This is a genomic window from Halomonas sp. XH26 (assembly GCF_024138895.1).
GTDB lineage: Bacteria > Pseudomonadota > Gammaproteobacteria > Pseudomonadales > Halomonadaceae > Vreelandella > Vreelandella alkaliphila.
The window spans coordinates 3,467,501-3,484,903 of sequence record NZ_CP071889.1 but is presented as its reverse complement, the minus strand read 5'-3'; the positions used below and the strand labels follow the sequence as shown (position 1 = coordinate 3,484,903).

Sequence of the window (17,403 nt, the reverse complement as noted above, 5' to 3'; positions counted from 1 at the left end):
TTAACCCCCTGTCATATTCATAAAGCGCACCACCTGGACATCGCCATCGGTAGTAAAGTGATGGCGCTCGGGCTTGAGCGGCAAGGCATTAATAATGGCGGTTTTCAACGCCTGCATATTGCCAGGATGCCGGCGCAGTACGGCACGCAAATCGACAGAGTGTTCATTGCCGAGGCAGAGCAGCAGACGGCCTTCAACGGTTACCCGCACGCGGTTGCAGCTATCGCAAAAGTTGTGACTATGGGGCGAAATAAAGCCAACCCGACTGCTGCTATCGGCCATTTTAAAATAGCGCGAAGGCCCAGGTGTGGTTTCCGTTGTAGGTATGAGCGGGTAGCGTGTCTCGATCAGCGCTTGAACGTCGTCACTAGAGTAAAAGGTCTCGGCCCGCGAGTGGTCAGACACATCGCCAAGCGGCATCTCTTCGATAAAGCTGATATCGAGCCCTTCTTGGCGAGCGAACGTGACGAGGTCCAGCACTTCATCATCATTGCGCCCCTTGAGAATCACAGCGTTAAGCTTGATGCGTGAGAAGCCAGCTTCTTTAGCGGCGTGAATGCCGTCAATCACTTTCGCTAACTCACCTGTCCGAGTCAGCTGTTTGAAGCGCTCGGGGTCAAGAGAGTCGAGGCTGATATTGAGCCTGCGCAGCCCCCCTTGATAGAGCCGTTTGGCGTGTTTACGCAGACTGGCCCCGTTCGTGGTCATGGTGAAGTCGTTGAGCCCTGGCAGCGCGCCAATGTCGTCCACGAGCTGCTCAATGCCTTTACGCACTAGCGGCTCGCCCCCAGTTAAGCGGATTTTCTCAACGCCTAATTCGGTAAACGCTTGAGCCACCATGGCGAGTTCTTCCAGCGTAAGCACCTGAGCTCTTGGCAGGAAGGTCATCTCTTCGCTCATGCAGTAAACGCAGCGAAAGTCGCAGCGATCTGTCACGGAAATGCGTACATAACTGACACGGCGTCCGAAATCATCAATGAGTTTTTCGGCAATTGGTTGTTTGGTCATTGCCACCTCGTCAGTGGTTGGATGCAGACTGCGTCGCCTGGCTGGGCGCCTGCTTGATCATCACCCAGTTCAATCAGGCAGTTAGCAGCTACCATCGAGGTTAAAATCCCAGACCCTTGCGCTCCGGTACTACGTACCTGCAGCACACCGTGAGCATCGCTTGAATAAATGCCACGTATAAAATCGGTGCGCTTTAGGCGACTTTTTAGCGGAGTTTGGGTAATGGCTGTTAAACGCCTCGGTGGAACGAAGGGTTGATTTTGTAAACGCTCCAATAATGGCACCACGAATTGACTAAAGGTTACCATGACCGCGACGGGGTTGCCGGGTAAGCCGACAAATGGTTTGCGCGATTCACCCAGCCAGCCGCAGGCCATGGGGCGTCCGGGTCGCAGCGCCACGCGCCAAAAAGCTAATTGGCCTAATGTTTCCAATGCTTCCCTGGTGTAATCGGCGTGGCCGACAGAAACGCCCCCACTGGTAATGACTAAATCACACTGCTTGGCTGCGCTAGCCAGGGCGTTTTGAATGGTGGTGGGGTCATCAGGCAAAATGCCTAGATCCATCACTTCAGCACCCTGTTCGTTGAGCAAGCCCATCAAGGTAAAACGATTGGTGTCGTAAATGCCTGCGCTGGGCAGCGCTTCGCCAGGGGGAGTGACCTCATTTCCAGTAGAGAAAATCGCCACCTTTGGACGCCTGAAAACACAAACCTCACCATAGCCCAGTGAGGCGATTAACCCCAAACAGGCGGCATCTAGCCGCGTGCCAGCTAGCAGTGCTACCTCGCCTAGGGCAATATCTTCCCCCGCTTGGCGCACATGCTGACCATGGCTAACCCGCTCAGGGGAATCAATGGTGACACTGCCGTCATGCTCGCTAAGCTGCTCGCGCATGATAATGGTGTCGGTGCCTGACGGTAAGGGAGCGCCTGTGGTAATGCGTACGCACTGGCCGAGAGGTACGCTGCCTTCAAACGTCTGTCCGGCAAAGGCATCGCCTGCAATCGGCCATTTGGTTTGCTGAGGCTGCTCATCTGGCCACGCCAGGGCGATACCATCCATGGCGGCATTGGTATTCTGTGGCACGTTAATTGGCGCGGTGATATCGGTGGCTAAGCGCCTACCATGAGCTTGGCTAAGCGCTACCGACTCTACCGCAACGGGCTGTTCAGCCAAGGACAGCAGTGCCTCTCGCGCTGCGTCAACACTGAGCATTTGCTCACCGAGTTCGAAGCACGACAGGCTCATGATGTTTCCTTCGAGGCTGGATCTTTAAAGATAGTGCTTAGTGTTAGCTCCAGCCGAGCTTTTTCTTCTTCAGTATTGAGGTTGGCAAACGTTTCCGGGCAATCCGACATATCGACCTTGCACCATGAGTGGCGAGCGTACCAGCGGTCGATTTTACGTTCGCCCTCAGCCAGCGTATTCGCTAAGTCATCGGCAAGCGAGGTGCGCAGCAGCGCGACGACTGGGTGCAGGCGCTCGCCGTCATACGCAACGGCGATATCGTGTTCACCACTCGCTGAGGTGATGCCCGCCACCATACGCGCCACGAGGTCATTAGGTAGGGCAGGTGAGTCGCAAGGGGCAACCAGTAGCCAGGATGTTTTAGCAGCGCGTAGGCCACTATAAATGCCCATCAAGGGGCCTTTAAAGCCACCTTCCGCGTCCTCAATAACCCGGGTTGCAAACAGTGCATAGGCATCAGTGTTGCGATTGGCGTTGATCAGTAGTTCAGAGACATGGCCATCAAAGCGCTTAGCTACATGGGCCACGAGCGGTAGCCCAGCGAAGGGTTCAAGGCCTTTGTCACGGCCACCCATACGGCGGCCTTCGCCGCCCGCGAGAATCATGCCAGTGAGGGTTTGCGGGGTGATCATATACCGGCCTCCTTAGACGTGCGCGCACTGGGTGGTTTGGCTGGGATGGCATCTAACGTTAGGCGGTTAGCGGTATTAATCGCCTGGAAGTTTTTGCCTTTAGCCCGAGCAATCAGCATCACGCCGAAGCGTTCCGCCAGCTCCACACCTTTTTGGGTCACCCCTGAACGTGAAACCAGCACGCTGATCCCCATTTGCGCCACTTTCAACACCATTTCGGAAGTTAGGCGGCCAGTAGTATAGAAAATATCAGCACTACTGCTTTCGGCCTGGTTGAGCCACTGGTGGCCTGCCAGGGTATCCACCGCATTGTGACGTCCGACATCTTCAACGAAGTCGAGCACGCGGCTTTGGTGGCACAGCGCGCAACCGTGTACTGCTCCCGCGCTGCGATAGGTCTCGTTGTAGGTATTCAAATTGGTTAGTAATTGATAAAGCGTTGATTGCGCCAGCGGTGTCTCAGGTAACGCAGAGAGCGATGTTTGTTCCAGTAATTTGCCGAACACGGTCCCCTGACCGCAACCCGTGGTGACGGTACGGGTACTTAGCCGGTTGTCTAAATCGTCAGGTAAATAATCGGTGACGACAGCTGCGGACTCCACCTCCCAATCCACCTGTACCGCCAATAAATCTTCCGCGCGACGCAGCAATCCCTGGTTGCGTAGGTAGCCCACCACCAAGGCTTCAGGGTCATCGCCCAGCGTCATTAGCGTGACAATTTCACGCTTATTGAGATAAACCGTCAGCGCGCGCTCTGCGGCGATGGCTTGTTGGCGAGAGTCGCCGTAAGCATCCAGCACATTGATTGTCGTCGTGGCCGGTAAGCGGGCTCGGCTTAACTGAAGGGCGGGCATCCGCAATCCTCGTTGGAACCTAGTGAAGAATCATGTAACGCATACATGTGAATTATAATAGTTGAGTAAAACACTCTGAGTTGACGATGATGGCGCTCAAAAGGCTTACTTGTCTACCCATTCAAGGTCTAAGGTGGTCTATCCGTATGAGTGAGAATCTGCGCTCTTTGAGCATTACCTTGGTGGCAGAGCCCAAGCAGGTGAGGGGCTTTACCTTAACGCAATGGCGTATCGCTGAGCTCACGCCTGGTGAGCAAGGTGACTATGTGCTTAGCCTTCAACTGTCGATGACAGAGCGAGCGGCCTACCGCTTTAACCTCACGTCAGCAACCCCGCGTCTTTTTGTTCGCGCTGGTTTTACCGGGCAAGCGCCCAAGCCTGATGCTATTACCGCAAGCCAAGATGTAGCAGCAGGTTGGCTTGATGGTGAACAACAGGTACTCGAAGCATCGATGCCGATGGCGATTCAGGTATGGCTGGAAAGCTATTTAGCGCGCCATGGTGAAGCGCCACCAGAAAAGCGCAAAAAGAAGCATAAGGGAGCCGGTCGGGCTAAAAAAACCCCGACCAAGGAGCAGCCCCAGTGAGCAGACTTGAACGCTGGTCACGTAAAAAGCGTGGCGTTGAAAGCGACGAAGCCGACGCAGCATTAGATAACCCTCCCAACGACAGCGCAGAGCCGAAGTCAGAGCTAGGGCTGGAGGCCGATGCGCTAAGTGCTGCTTCCAGCGATACTGAATCGTTGGATGCAGAGGCTAGCGTTGATGACGCGCCCCCCCTTCCTGGCAGCTTGGATCACACTTTACCCGACCCTGATCACTTACCGGCAGGCAGTGATTTCAGCGCGTTCATGGCACCAGGTGTTAGCGCTGCACTGCGCCGCCGTGCCCTAAAAAGACTATGGGCCACCGGTAACTACAACGTGCGCGATGGGTTGGATGACTACGATGCTGATTATCGCCAGCAGCTTAAGCCTATGGCTACTGAACTGGCAGGCAAGCTTCGCCGTTGGGCAAACAAAGCGGAAGAGGCAGTAGATAGGCCCGCAGAAGCAGACGATGAGAACATCGCAGATGACGACACTACTACCCCACCTGAAGAAATTGATGCCTGTACAAGTGATAGTGATTTTGTACAAAAAACGTCACTAGACGACCAGTCTGATTCGTCCAATAGCAAGGTAGACGAATGTATTAGTAAAGAATAAATTTTTTATAAACAGCTGGTTATGGTGATTATGGTGATGAGGCGTTGAGACGCCAATGCGCTTTAAAGTGGCAAAAAACGCCTAGGCACCATACGCTCAAGGTAGAGAAAGCGCTAAGATATGCCATTAAAGTAAAAAACATGACTTTTAATTATAAAAAAAACGACTTTCGGACCGTGAGAATGCATGAACCAACGAATCCAACTGGCATCGGTAGATGACCAGATTAACGTCACCGCCCGCGAAGCGGTACGCCAGCGTATCTCGTGGCCGGTTAACTTAACGCCTGCTAACGTGACTTATCACAGCCGCGGCCATGCGCTGTTGATGGGTAATTCACATGAGGTTAGCCAAGCTGCCCGAGTGTTACAGGGTCGTGGCTTGGCATCGTTGACGCTGCTGACAACTGATTCTGCAGTTGATTTAGCGGCTGCCAGCGAGCCTCTCATCTGCCAAACGCTAAACGATACTCAGCAATCCCAACTGCGAATCACTGGTTATCTTGGTGCCTTTCGCGTTGAAATAGCGCCCGCGGATAGCGACACGCTCAATCTGGCTCAAGCACTAATTGAGCGTGACGTGTTTGATGTGGTGCTCGACTTAACGGCAGCAGGCTCGTCGAACAGTACTCAGTCATGGGAAATCCCCCCGCCAGGCTATGTGTGTCTGGATTGGTTAGCCCAAGAATCTCAGCGTGGTGAGGTTCTGGAAAGCGTTATTGACCTCGTCGGTGAGTTCGATAAACCACGCTATTTCCAGGTTAATAGTGATCTTTGTGCGCATTCCGCGAGTGGCAACGTTGGCTGTACGCGCTGTTTGGATGTTTGCCCTGCAGATGCTATCTCCAGCGTTCAGGGGCGCATTGAATCGCGTATTGAAATTGACCCGTTCCTTTGCCAAGGGGTGGGCAGTTGTACCAGTGCTTGCCCAACCGGTGCGATTGAATTTCGCCTGCCGGAAACTCGTCGTCAGCAAGACACCTTAGCGACGTGGTTGGCTGCCTACCGCGAGGCGGGTGGTCAAGCGCCTGTGATGCGTTTTGTCACCCATGACTCTCTTGATGCTGAACGCAAAGCAGGTGTTGTGACGCCAGGCCACTTGCTTGATGTCCCGCTTGAAGAGCTGGGTGCTGCTGGCCACGATCAGTGGCTTACCGCGTTGGCGAACGGAGCTGCTGAGGTGCGTATTCAGTTGCACGATGAGATGCCGCCTCGTTTAACCACGTTCATCACCCATCAAGTCGCCCAAGCCCACGGCCTGCTAGAAGCGCTGGGGCATGACACTACGCGGATTAAGCTGCTGCAGCCGGAGCAGACTGATGAGCGCGATGCACTTCCCACTCTTACGCCATTAACCGATGCTGCGCTGACCTTTACCGAACCCCATAAGCGTGCCCGCTTTAATCAAGTGCTAGCAACACTGGCGGCACTTGGAGCGCCTAGCAATGACCGGCATAGCATGCCTGAAGGGGCTGCTTATGGCGGTATTCAAGTAGATCGTGAAGCCTGCACGCTTTGCCATGCCTGCGTTAGTAATTGTCCGACGCCGGCATTGAAAGCAGGAGGCGATACACCAGCGCTAAGTTTCTTGGAGTCAGACTGTGTGCAGTGCGGGCTATGTGAACAGGCGTGCCCTGAAAGCGCGATTACGCTGCTTCCTGGTTTTTTGGCTGCACCGGAACGCGACACACGGCACATTTGCCACGAAGAGGCGGCTTTTGAGTGCATTGGCTGCGGCAAGCCGTTTGCCACTGCCAGTACGATAGCAACGATCAAAGCGAAGCTAGCTAATCACCCCTATTTCGCGGGCGATGCGCTAGCGCGGCTAGAAATGTGCGAGGACTGTCGGGTCAAAGATGTCTGGAAAACTATGATCCGTGACCCGGATGCGCAACTAAAGGTGTAAAGCAATGAGTGATGCAATGCCCACACTTAGCGATACCGACGCACTGCGGGCCGATATTTATCAGCTTTTAGCCAGCTTGCTACGACAGGCACCTGACAGTGAGTTATTAGCGTGGCTAGCCAGCCTAGACATTGAGCAAGACGGCAGCCGACTGGCTGAGTGTTGGGCAGCGCTCTCAAGTGCTGCTGGCCAAAGCAGTGTAGATAGCCTTCAGCGTGCCCACTTTCGTCTTCTTGTTGGCGTTATTCAGGGCGAGGTAGTGCCTTACGCGTCTTGGTACCGCAACGGGGAATTAATGGAGGCAGCATTAGTTGCCCTGCGTCAGGATCTTCGGGCGCTGGGGTTTGAGCGTAGCGAGCATACCCGCGAGCCAGAAGATCATTTGGCTGCTATATGTGAGGTAATGGCGATGCTGATTACGTCACAAAGCAGCGAGCAGAGCTACTTCTTCCAGCAACACATGGCTCCCTGGTCAACGCGCTGTTTTGGCGATCTCACTAACGTAGACACTGTTTTTTACGCATCGCTTGGTCAGTTGGGCGGCGCGTTCATGGAAAGCGAGCAGGCAACGTTGAGCGAAAGAGCGGCCTATCAAGCGGTGCGGATTGTGGAGCCAACGACAACCGCAGCCGGCGCGGCGCGCGATGCCACACCGTGAGTGGCAATGCGCAGTGGTAAGCGAATAATAGGGCCTGCGGGCCATGTAAAAGAATAAGGGCATGATAGAGGAGAAACCCATGCACACGTCACACAACCCTGAGCGCCGCCGGTTTATGAAAACCGTTGGGCTAGGTACCGCCGCTGCCGGTGCGGCCGCTGCTGTAGGTCACGTCACGCTAGCTCAAGCCGGTAGCACCACGTCGACTGAGCCTAAAAAACAAACAACGAACTACCACGAAACTGACCATATTCGCGCTTACTATGCGTCGCTGCGTGATTGACGGCAAAATGCCAGGAGAACTGCCATGCGTCTAACTCGCAAAACTAATACTCCCAACGCTTCAGGGCTTGGAATCTCCCGTCGTCAATTTTTAAAGCGTAGTGGCGTTGCCACCGGTGGCGTCGCAGCTGCGGGCTTTATGGGCGCGCCGATGATGCAGCGCGCCGAGTCGGCGAATAAAACCCCCGTATTAGACTCACCCGTTGAGACCAAGCGCACCATTTGTTCCCACTGTTCGGTGGGCTGTGGTGTCTATGCAGAAGTTCAAGAAGGCATTTGGACAAAACAAGAACCCGCTTTTGATCACCCGATTAACCGCGGTGCTCACTGTGCCAAAGGGGCCTCGCTACGCCAGCACGGTCACTCCACCCGTCGCCTAAAATACCCCATGAAGCTAGTGGCTGGTGAATGGCAGCGACTGAGTTGGGACGACGCGGTTAATGAAATAGGCGACAAGCTGCTTGAACTGCGTGAAGCCCACGGACCAGACAGTGTTTACTGGCTCGGGTCGGCCAAGTTTAATAACGAGCAGGCGTATTTGATGCGCAAGCTGGCCTCCATGTGGGGCACCAACAACACAGATCACCAAGCGCGAATTTGTCACTCCACCACCGTGGCAGGTGTTGCTAACACCTGGGGTTACGGGGCGATGACCAACTCGCTCAATGATATGCAGAACAGCAAGGCAATTCTGTTTATCGGCTCCAACCCGAGTGAAGCTCACCCGGTCGCGATGCAGCATATTCTCATTGCTAAAGAGCGTAATAACTGCGACATCATCGTCGCGGATCCACGCTTTACGCGTACCGCAGCAAAAGCCAATAAATACGTACGCCTGCGTCCTGGCTCTGACGTCGCTTATATCTGGGGCTTGTTGTGGCACATCTTTGAGAACGGCTGGGAAGACAGTGAGTATATCAGCCAGCGTGTTTACGGTATGGATGAGGTGCGTGCAGAGGTGGCTCAGTTCACGCCGAGTGTCGTGGAAGACATTACTGGCGTACCGGAAGCGGATATGTTCGATGTGGCCAAGCGGCTTGCTGACAATCGTCCGGGCTGCGTGGTCTGGTGTATGGGCGGTACCCAGCACACCACCGGTAACAACAACACCCGCGCGTACTGCATTCTAGAGCTGGCGCTGGGCAATATTGGTAAGTCCGGTGGTGGTGCCAACATTTTGCGGGGCCACGATAACGTACAGGGTGCTACCGACCTCGGCCTTGGCTGTGACTCGTTACCGGGCTATTACGGTTTGGCTGAAGGCGCATGGCAGCACTGGTCCCAGGTGTGGGGTGTCGATTATGAGTGGCTAAAAGGTCGCTTTGACGATACCGAGTACGCTGATGGAAAGCCGATGTACTCCAGCGGTATTACCGTATCCCGCTGGGTAGATGGTGTACTGGAAGAGGATGAAAATATCTCCCAGCGCACCGCGCTAAAAGCGATGTTCTATTGGGGGCACGCGGTCAACTCGCAAACCCGCGGCGTGGAAATGCAAAAAGCCATGCAGAAGCTTGAGATGATGGTCATCGTTGATCCTTATCCCACGGTTGCCTCGGTAATGCACGACCGCTCTGATGGTGTTTATCTGCTGCCTGCAGCGACCCAGTTTGAAACTACCGGCAGCGTGACGGCAACCAACCGCTCTATTCAGTGGCGCGACAAAGTCATTGAGCCGCTATTTGAATCAAAGCCTGATCACGAAATTATGTACCTATTTGCCAACAAGCTTGGCTTTGGTAATGAGTTCGTGAAGAACTTCGAGATGAACGGCAACGAGCCTCTGATTGATGACGTGCTGCGTGAAATCAACCGTGGCATGTGGACTGTTGGCTACACCGGCCAAAGCCCTGAGCGCCTCAAAGAGCACCAGAAAAACTGGCATACCTTCAGCTTTCAGAACTTGCGTGCCCAAGGTGGCCCTGCCGACGGTGATTACTACGGCCTGCCGTGGCCGTGCTGGGGCACACCAGAGTTTAATCACCCTGGCTCACCCAACCTCTATGACACTAGCGTGCCGGTAATGGAAGGCGGTATGGGTTTCCGTGCCCGTTTTGGCATTGAGCGTGACGGCGTTAATTTGCTGGCTGAGGGCTCGGCGCCAGTAGGTGGCGAGATTGATGACGGCTACCCCGAGTTTACCGACCAACTGCTTAAAGACCTCGGTTGGTGGGATGATCTGACTGACGTTGAGAAAACGGCCGCGGAAGGTAGAAACTGGAAAACCGACCTCTCAGGCGGTATCCAACGGGTGGCGATTGGTCGTGGTTGCGCGCCTTATGGCAACGCGAAAGCGCGCGCCGTGGTATGGACCTTCCCAGATGCGGTGCCGAAACACCGCGAGCCGCTATACACCACCCGTCGCGACCTAGTCGAACGCTATCCCACCTGGGATGACTTTGACTCAATTATGCGCCTGCCCACGATGTACAAAACCATCCAGGATCGCGATAACAGTGCCGATTATCCGATTATTCTCACGTCGGGTCGCTTGGTTGAATACGAGGGAGGCGGTGAAGAAACACGTTCTATGTCGTGGCTGGCCGAGCTACAGCAAGAGATGTTTGTCGAGATGAACCCTGCGGATGCTAATGACATTGGCGTACGTGATGGCGACGACGTATGGGTTGAAGGTGCTGAAGGTGGCCGAGTGAAGGTGAAAGCCCTGGTCACGCCTCGGGTTGATCGCAAGGTTGCCTTTATGCCGTTCCACTTTGGCGGCATGTTCCAAGGCGAGAGCTTGCGGGATCGTTATCCGGACGGGTCTGCCCCGTACGTCATTGGTGAGGCGGCTAACACAGCCACCACTTATGGCTATGATCCGGTGACACTGATGCAGGAAACCAAGTGCACCATCTGCCGAATTGAGCGGGCTTAAGCCAATAAACGTCTCGACCGACCTGACAGAGCCCAGCGCGGGTAAGTGCCCGCGCTGGTGAGAGGAGAACACCATGGCTCAAATGAAATTTATGTGTGACGCCGAGCGCTGCATCGAGTGCAACGGCTGTGTCACCGCCTGTAAAAATGCCAATGATGTGGAGTGGGGTATCCAGCGTCGCCGGGTGGTCACACTCAACGACGGCGAAGCGGATGAGATGTCGATTTCAGTGGCTTGTATGCACTGTGACGATGCGCCATGCATGGCGGTATGTCCGACTGACTGCTTCTATAAAACCGATGATGGCATCGTGCTGCACGATAAAGACCTGTGCATTGGTTGTGGCTACTGCCTTTATGCGTGCCCCTTTGGCGCACCGCAGTTTCCACAACAAAATGCATTTGGCGAGCGCGGAAAAATGGACAAGTGCACATTCTGTGCAGGTGGCCCCGCCGAGAGCAAAGAGGAGGAGTACGAGAAGTACGGCTCCAATCGCATCGCGGAAGGCAAGCTGCCGCTATGTGCGGAAATGTGCTCTACCAAAGCCCTTCTAGCGGGTGATGCGCAAGATGTTGCCGATATCTTCCGCCAGCGTGTCGTCCATCGTGGCCATAAAGATGGTGCTTGGTCGAATAACCCCCAGGCCAGTACTGACAACCTTGCCTACGATGCTGCCCGTAAAGGGTAAGGAGGCGTGTCATGACAACGATGACCACGACCACAATGACACCAGAGGCGCCTGCGCTAGCGTTCTGGGTAAGGGCGTTTTTCCAGCGCTGTTGGCGTATCGGCATCCTGTTACTGCTGCTGGCTGCCAGCCTTGGCATGTCCCAACTAGCGGTTGCCCAGGCTGACGCAGACCGCGAGATGGTGACCGCTGCTCCAGGTATTAGTGCAGATCAGTGGCGCCAGGTGCGCAGTGGTGAAACAGGGCCTAACTACCGCGACTCGCGTTTTGACAGTAACTACAATCTGATCAATTCAAGTGGCGAAACCTGGCGGCAGATCCGAAACCGTTGGGTGTCGCCGTTTGGTTTGATTGCGATTGGCGGGATGATCGTGGTGATTGCGCTGTTCTACTTTATGGTTGGGCGCAAACATCTTGATGAGCCGCGCACAGGGCGTAAGCTTTTTCGCTGGTCGTTGCTAATGCGTTCACTGCACTGGACCGTTGCCACCCTGTTTATCACCTTGGCGTTAACAGGGTTGAATCTGCTGTTTGGTAAGTTTGTGTTCCGCACGCTGTTTGGCGACGCCGTCTGGGCATGGATGATTTCAGCTTCCAAAGTGCTGCATAACTATCTTGGCCCGATATTCGGTGTGCTACTCGTTGTACTGTTAATTAGCTTGCTGAAAGACAATATTCCTAAGAAGCATGACTGGGTATGGTTTAAAAAGGCAGGTGGGTTAACAGGCAAGCACCATCCTGACGCGGGTTTTGCCAACGGTGGCGAAAAAGCGTGGTACTGGCTATTAGCCACTGCTGGCTTGGTGGTGATCGCGAGTGGTTTTGTGCTCGACTTCCCCAACTATGGCCAAGGCCGCGATACCATGCAGTGGGCCAACATCATCCATGCGGTGGGTGCGCTTGGTCTGACGGCTGTCGCGCTGGGCCATATCTATATTGGTACTGTTGGTACGGAAGGCTCACTGGAAGGTATGACCACTGGCTATGTCGATGAAACCTGGGCCAAAGAGCACCACAACTTGTGGTACGAGGAGGTCAAAGATACAGCCATGAGCGAAGAGGAAATTGCGGCACAAAAAACGGGCAGCAGTAGTGGCGATGTTTCCGCTACCAAACCTAGCTAGCCGGTTCGCTTAATTGCCACTCGACACCGCCTTCGGGCGGTGTCTTTTGTTATGCTGCTCTCAAGCCACTTGATAAGAGGATCGCCAATGTCATCGTTTAATGAATTAGACCAAACGACGCGTACGGAACTAGAAGCCGCCGCGTTTCGTCGTTTGTTACAACATTTAGACGACAATAAGGATGTGCAGAACATCGATCTGATGATTCTGGCGGATTTTTGTCGTAACTGCCTGTCTAAATGGCTCGTAACGGCGGCAGACGAACAGGGTAAAACGCTGGACTATGAGGCTGCCCGGGAATATGTCTATGGAATGCCCTACAGTGAATGGAAAGCTCACTACCAGGGTGCCGCAACGCCCGAGCAGTTGGCGGCTCTAGATGCTCGCCAAGCTCAGAAAACAGCCAAGGAGTAAGTCCATGGATAGCATGGAATCCTTGAAAATAGCGGTGTTGACCATATCTGATACACGTACGGATGAGACTGACCGCTCCGGCCAAGCGCTGGTGCAGCGTTTAACCGAGGCTGGGCACACCCTGGCAGAGAAACGCATCGTGCCGGATGACGTCTACCAAATTCGTGCGGTAGTCGCCCAGTGGATTGCCGACGCAAATGTACAGGTAGTGATTACCACGGGCGGTACAGGTTTTACTGGCCGAGACTCGACGCCGGAGGCTGTATCGGTACTGCTGGATAAGCGTATCGAAGGCTTTGGCGAGCGTTTTCGCCAACTGAGCGGCGATGAGATTGGTAGTTCGACCATTCAGAGCCGTTGCCTCGGTGGCTTAGCCAACGCTACGGTCGTCTTCTGTCTACCGGGTTCAACCGGCGCCTGCCGTACTGGTTGGGACGGCATTCTGGCCGAGCAGCTCGATAGCCGTCATAAGCCTTGTAATTTCGCCAACCTGGTCATCCCAGGCCGGGGGCAGCATGGCTGAGCTACAGCCGATAAGTGCCGCGCTTGAAGCGCTGTTAGCAGATGTCACGCAGCTCGGTGCAGAGTGTATACCGCTTGAGGACGCTGCTGGGCGCGTGCTGGCCGAAGCTGTTACCGCTCAGTTAGACGTACCGCCTTTTGATAATAGCGCAATGGATGGCTATGCCCTGCTTGCCAGTGATGCGGGCAAGTGGCTGCCTATCAGCCAGCGTATTGCGGCAGGCAGCCCGGCAGCGCCGCTGGCGGAAGGCAGTTGCGCACGGATTTTTACCGGCGGTGAGATCCCACCAGGGGCCGACTGTGTGGTGATGCAAGAGCGGGTGACTCAGGAGGGGAACCAGGCACTGATGCCGGATGCGCTACCGGTAGGTGATAACGTGCGCCGCCAGGGTCGTGATGTGCGTCGAGGTGAGTTACTGCTGCCTGCTGGTGAATGCTTGGAAGCTGCCGCGTTAGGGCATTTGGCCGGTCAAGGGGTTACCCACGTTAGCGTGCGCCGTCGCCCTCGCATAGCGCTACTGTCGACCGGCGATGAGATCGTTGATCCAGGCACGCCGTTAAAGCCAGGTCAGCTGTATAACTCCAATCGGCCGATGCTTAAGCGCTTGTTGGAGAACTTTGGTGCTGAGGTCGAGCAACTGGTTAGTGTGCCTGACGATTATGCCCAAACGGTCAAGCTATTAACTCAAGCCGCATCCGTCGCCGATGTCGTTGTTAGCACCGGTGGCGTTAGCGTGGGCGAAGAAGACCACGTCAAAGCAGCGCTGGAATCGCTAGGCCAATTAGATATGTGGAAGCTGGCGATTCGCCCAGGGAAGCCGCTGGCGCTGGGCCGTTTGCCACGCCAAGACGGCAGTGAGGCGCGCTTTGTAGGACTGCCGGGTAACCCTGTTTCTGGGTTTGTGGGCGCGTGGTTGTTTTTACGACCGTTGATGGGTGCGTTACTGGGGTGTTCGGCGTTGAACGCCTTACCTACGCTGACGGCCTCCGCTAACTTCACTACTCAGACCGGCCCACGCCAGCACTATATGCGTGTTGCGCTGCGTTTTAGCGAAGCGGGCATTATCGCCGATGCGTTTGAAGACCAAAACTCAGGCGTGCTGTCATCCTGTATTAGTGCAGATGCGTTAGCGGTGATTGACCCACACCAGCAGGTAGAAAAAGGCACGTTGGTTCGCTGTTTATGGTTGCAGCGTTAGCGCTGGGTCAAGCGCTGCGCCATCAAATAACAAACGTACCGTTTGGTTGGCCATCGTTAAGCCTCGTAGGGCGGGGCTGACGTGGCGTGCGGCAATTAAAGAAGGTAATGGAAACAGCTCCGTTATCGGCGTATGAGCTAAGACGACGTCGCCAGTAACGCCTAGCTGCCAAGCGCCGTTGGCATCCTGAAGGGTTAGCCAGTGGGTAGGGGCTACGCTCAACAATGGCGCGTTAAGCAACAGGTACTCGGCATTCGCGCAACGCGGTAGGTGGGCCGATTTCGCTAACCCCGCGACGTGGCGTGCTTCGATGGCGGCGAGCGTATGGCCAGCACTAAATAACACTAAAGCAACGTGGGACGCTGCGTCTAAGGAGTGATTCGGCGCGCCAATGGCCATGGGCTTATCCTAGGCCTTGTTGATAGGCGTTGAATAAAGCATCTGGGTCCAGCAGGGCAATGGCCGCGCTGCCTTCTACAGAATCGCCGTTAGTTTCTTTTTCGCCACTCTCTGCTGGCGTTATATCAGGTTGCCAGAGGGCACTCACATAAGGCATCAATTGGCTGGAGAGGGTGTCCGGTGCCGGTTTCAGTGCGCTGGTTGGGATTTCGCAAACATCCTCTAAATAGTCGATACGAACAGCGCTGCGAATGCCCGCGGCGGTCACGACTAATAGCATGCCCGTTTGTTCCGCCGGGGGGAGGCCGAGAAGTGCCTGTAGGGTCACCACCGATTCAATGTTGCCGCGCAAGTGAATCACACCTTCCGTAGAAGCAGGCAAGCCAGGCACGAAATAAACCGGTTGATCACCATTCAAAATCTCATTGACCGCACTGCCTGGCAAGGCGAACCGTTGCTCTGCCAGGCGAAATAACACCAACTGCTGGCAAGGTTCGTCCACGTCAATAATCGTGTCATCGTTACTCTGACGTGCTAGTGCCTCCTCGAGAGAGAGAGACTGGTCGTCACGCTGCTGATGGGTGTTGGTCATTGTTTTTTCACACTGTGTTGCTGCGGTTGTGCTTTTCCTTTTGCGTCGCTCTCGTTACTAATGACTACTTGATTACGCCCCTGCCGTTTCGCTAGGTAAAGTGCTTGGTCCGCGCTTAAGCGTAACGCTTCGGTGGAAGGCTGGCTGGGGAAACTGCTAATGCCTGCACTGAAAGTACAGCGAAAGCGCTCTCCGCCAGCATGAAAATCTACTTGTTCGAAATCGTGGCGCAGTTCGTCAATAAGTTCAGCTGCGCGCTTTGCGGTGACCCCTTTTAGCAATACAACAAACTCTTCACCGCCATAACGCCCGATGATATCGGATATGCGCAAGCGGGTTTTTAGCAGCCGTGCTAGCGTGATAATGACTTGGTCTCCCGCTAGGTGGCCGTAGGTATCATTGACCGTTTTAAAATGGTCAATGTCGAGCATGGCCATCGCATGTTGGCTACCTTCACGATATGCCTGAGCGAGTGTTTTACCGATAAGATCCGTCGTGGTGCTATGGTTATAAAGCCCCGTCATGCTGTCCTGGGTCATCAGCGAGCGCAGTAGATGCAGGCGTTCTGCACGAAGCCGTACCGCAGACACGAGCTCGTCAGGGGTAACTGGCTTGGTAATAAAGGCTTCTACGCCTGCCGTCATGGCCAATAGCTGCTTTTGGCTGTCTGTTTCGCTAGATAGATAAATAATGGGCAGGCCAATATGCGCGGATTGCTGGCGAATAATCGTCGCTAGCTCTTCACCAGAACATACCGGCATATACATATCAATTAACAGTAAGTCAGGGCTAAAGCGGTCCAAGGCGCTTAGCGCGTCAGCAGGGTGGTGCACCTGCTGAACAATCATACCGGCTTCTTCAAGCATCAATGAGTGGTAGGTGGCAGCGTCGGGTTCATCATCGACTACCAACACGCGCAGCGGTTCTTCATCCAAGGGGCTAGTGAGCTCGTCAATAGCTAACATTAAATCCAGTGGCTTAATGGGCTTGGTAAAGTACCCATTACAGCCAGCTCGAACAGCGCTCAGTCGTGAATAAAAGTCACCGTAGGACGACAGTACGATGGAGGGCAACCGCTCTCCGATTAATTTATTCAGGCTGGTCAGCGTTTCAGTACCCGCAGTGTTACCTTGCGGAAACTGTACATCCATGATGATCGCGTCGGGGCGGCGGGTAAGAACCGCATTAAAAAACGACTCGGTGTCTTCAAAATGAACCACTTCATGCCCAAAACAGCGAAGATGATGTAGCAACTGGCCGACTTGGTCGGGCTCATCGTCACATAAATAAATAAGCCGCTGACGTTTGCTGCGTGTTTGAGGTGCAACTGATGAAAATTCAACGCTGTTGAGTGATGCCAGCACTGTTTGCTGGCCATGTTGGGACTGTAGGTACTCAATCTCTTCACTGAGCTGCTGAAAAAGCTGAGGAATCAGGCTGTTTATGTCATTAACAGCCTGGTCATCAAAGGCATGGTCAGCAGAAGCAGGCGCCGCCTTGAGTAGCTCTTCGCCTTGATCTGCCAACATGGCAATTCGTTCAAAGCCCAATGAGCGACCGGTACCTTTTAAGCTATGGAAAAAGCGGTGAAGCTCCGGGGCTAGGCGCGACTCTGCCTCCGTTGAAAGCCGGCTTTGTTGCCACTTTGTTGTGGTTTTCTGTAAACGTGCTGGTAGCTGTTCAATAAAGCGTTGGCGCAGCTGGTTCAGCTTTTGTTGCAATGTCGGGGCAGATGGTGACATCAGACTACCTGTTCATGTGAGCGAACGGTGCGCTGTAATGCAAATGGCA

At 54.5% G+C, this 17,403-nt stretch carries 18 protein-coding genes; 11 read left to right on the top strand and 7 right to left on the bottom strand.

Features of this window, described 5'->3' with window-relative positions; translation table 11 throughout:
• From moaA to J4377_RS15990, 4 genes are read right to left on the bottom strand one after another with little or no spacing between them, the layout of a single operon-like run.
• Window positions 1-1,008, bottom strand: a complete 1,008-nt coding sequence (moaA, locus tag J4377_RS16005; RefSeq protein WP_253486142.1) for a GTP 3',8-cyclase MoaA — start codon at window positions 1,006-1,008, stop codon at window positions 1-3.
• Window positions 1,005-2,258: a gephyrin-like molybdotransferase Glp gene (gene glp / locus J4377_RS16000; RefSeq protein ID WP_253486141.1), complete on the bottom strand. Its 1,254-nt coding sequence runs from the start codon at window positions 2,256-2,258 to the stop codon at window positions 1,005-1,007. Before glp (J4377_RS16000) ends, moaA begins: the two co-directional genes overlap by 4 nt.
• The gene (gene mobA / locus J4377_RS15995) at window positions 2,255-2,890 is read right to left on the bottom strand and encodes a molybdenum cofactor guanylyltransferase MobA (protein WP_253486140.1); all 636 of its coding nucleotides are present in this window, start codon (window positions 2,888-2,890) and stop codon (window positions 2,255-2,257) included. Before mobA ends, glp (J4377_RS16000) begins: the two co-directional genes overlap by 4 nt.
• Window positions 2,887-3,744 (bottom strand): formate dehydrogenase accessory sulfurtransferase FdhD, encoded by an 858-nt coding sequence (locus J4377_RS15990; RefSeq protein WP_253486139.1) that lies wholly within the window; start codon window positions 3,742-3,744, stop codon window positions 2,887-2,889. Before J4377_RS15990 ends, mobA begins: the two co-directional genes overlap by 4 nt.
• 146 nt (window positions 3,745-3,890) lie before the next feature.
• Here J4377_RS15990 and J4377_RS15985 point away from each other — a divergent pair, with 146 nt between their 5' ends.
• The 11 genes from J4377_RS15985 (at window position 3,891) to glp (J4377_RS15935) (ending at window position 14,621) form a co-directional block, all read left to right on the top strand.
• A complete protein-coding gene (locus J4377_RS15985; protein ID WP_253486138.1) occupies window positions 3,891-4,331 on the top strand; it encodes a DUF3305 domain-containing protein in 441 nt (146 codons plus the stop codon).
• Entirely contained in the window at window positions 4,328-4,951 is a 624-nt protein-coding gene (locus J4377_RS15980) for a DUF3306 domain-containing protein (protein ID WP_253486137.1), read from the top strand. The genes J4377_RS15985 and J4377_RS15980 overlap by 4 nt, the downstream gene beginning before the upstream one ends.
• A gap of 186 nt (window positions 4,952-5,137) precedes the next feature.
• Window positions 5,138-6,856, top strand: a complete 1,719-nt coding sequence (locus J4377_RS15975; protein WP_253486136.1) for a 4Fe-4S binding protein — start codon at window positions 5,138-5,140, stop codon at window positions 6,854-6,856.
• Between the two features lie 4 nt (window positions 6,857-6,860).
• Window positions 6,861-7,514 carry a molecular chaperone gene (locus tag J4377_RS15970; protein ID WP_120386281.1) on the top strand — a complete coding sequence of 218 codons (654 nt, stop codon included), beginning with the start codon at window positions 6,861-6,863 and terminating at the stop codon, window positions 7,512-7,514.
• Window positions 7,515-7,593: 79 nt separating this feature from the next.
• Window positions 7,594-7,797 (top strand): twin-arginine translocation signal domain-containing protein, encoded by a 204-nt coding sequence (locus J4377_RS15965; RefSeq protein WP_120386282.1) that lies wholly within the window; start codon window positions 7,594-7,596, stop codon window positions 7,795-7,797.
• 24 nt (window positions 7,798-7,821) lie between these two features.
• Window positions 7,822-10,674 carry a molybdopterin-dependent oxidoreductase gene (locus J4377_RS15960; protein ID WP_253486135.1) on the top strand — a complete coding sequence of 951 codons (2,853 nt, stop codon included), beginning with the start codon at window positions 7,822-7,824 and terminating at the stop codon, window positions 10,672-10,674.
• 73 nt (window positions 10,675-10,747) lie between these two features.
• A complete protein-coding gene (gene fdh3B, locus J4377_RS15955; protein WP_009722867.1) occupies window positions 10,748-11,362 on the top strand; it encodes a formate dehydrogenase FDH3 subunit beta in 615 nt (204 codons plus the stop codon).
• A gap of 11 nt (window positions 11,363-11,373) precedes the next feature.
• Window positions 11,374-12,486 carry a formate dehydrogenase subunit gamma gene (locus J4377_RS15950; protein ID WP_253486134.1) on the top strand — a complete coding sequence of 371 codons (1,113 nt, stop codon included), beginning with the start codon at window positions 11,374-11,376 and terminating at the stop codon, window positions 12,484-12,486.
• A gap of 87 nt (window positions 12,487-12,573) precedes the next feature.
• Window positions 12,574-12,900, top strand: coding sequence for a DUF1244 domain-containing protein (locus J4377_RS15945; RefSeq protein ID WP_038478565.1), 327 nt, complete (start codon window positions 12,574-12,576; stop codon window positions 12,898-12,900).
• Between the two features lie 4 nt (window positions 12,901-12,904).
• Window positions 12,905-13,423: a molybdenum cofactor biosynthesis protein B gene (gene moaB / locus J4377_RS15940; RefSeq protein WP_038478562.1), complete on the top strand. Its 519-nt coding sequence runs from the start codon at window positions 12,905-12,907 to the stop codon at window positions 13,421-13,423.
• Window positions 13,416-14,621 (top strand): gephyrin-like molybdotransferase Glp, encoded by a 1,206-nt coding sequence (gene glp, locus J4377_RS15935; RefSeq protein WP_038478559.1) that lies wholly within the window; start codon window positions 13,416-13,418, stop codon window positions 14,619-14,621. Before moaB ends, glp (J4377_RS15935) begins: the two co-directional genes overlap by 8 nt.
• On the opposite strand, the gene J4377_RS15930 is transcribed toward glp (J4377_RS15935), so the two are convergent.
• From J4377_RS15930 to J4377_RS15920, 3 genes are read right to left on the bottom strand one after another with little or no spacing between them, the layout of a single operon-like run.
• A complete protein-coding gene (locus J4377_RS15930) occupies window positions 14,604-15,020 on the bottom strand; it encodes a hypothetical protein (RefSeq protein WP_051626365.1) in 417 nt (138 codons plus the stop codon). The genes glp (J4377_RS15935) and J4377_RS15930 overlap by 18 nt on opposite strands.
• Window positions 15,021-15,024: 4 nt before the next feature.
• Window positions 15,025-15,612, bottom strand: coding sequence for a chemotaxis protein CheW (locus tag J4377_RS15925; RefSeq protein WP_038478556.1), 588 nt, complete (start codon window positions 15,610-15,612; stop codon window positions 15,025-15,027).
• The gene (locus tag J4377_RS15920) at window positions 15,609-17,354 is read right to left on the bottom strand and encodes a diguanylate cyclase (RefSeq protein WP_253486133.1); all 1,746 of its coding nucleotides are present in this window, start codon (window positions 17,352-17,354) and stop codon (window positions 15,609-15,611) included. The genes J4377_RS15925 and J4377_RS15920 overlap by 4 nt, the downstream gene beginning before the upstream one ends.
• Window positions 17,355-17,403 lie beyond the last annotated feature (49 nt).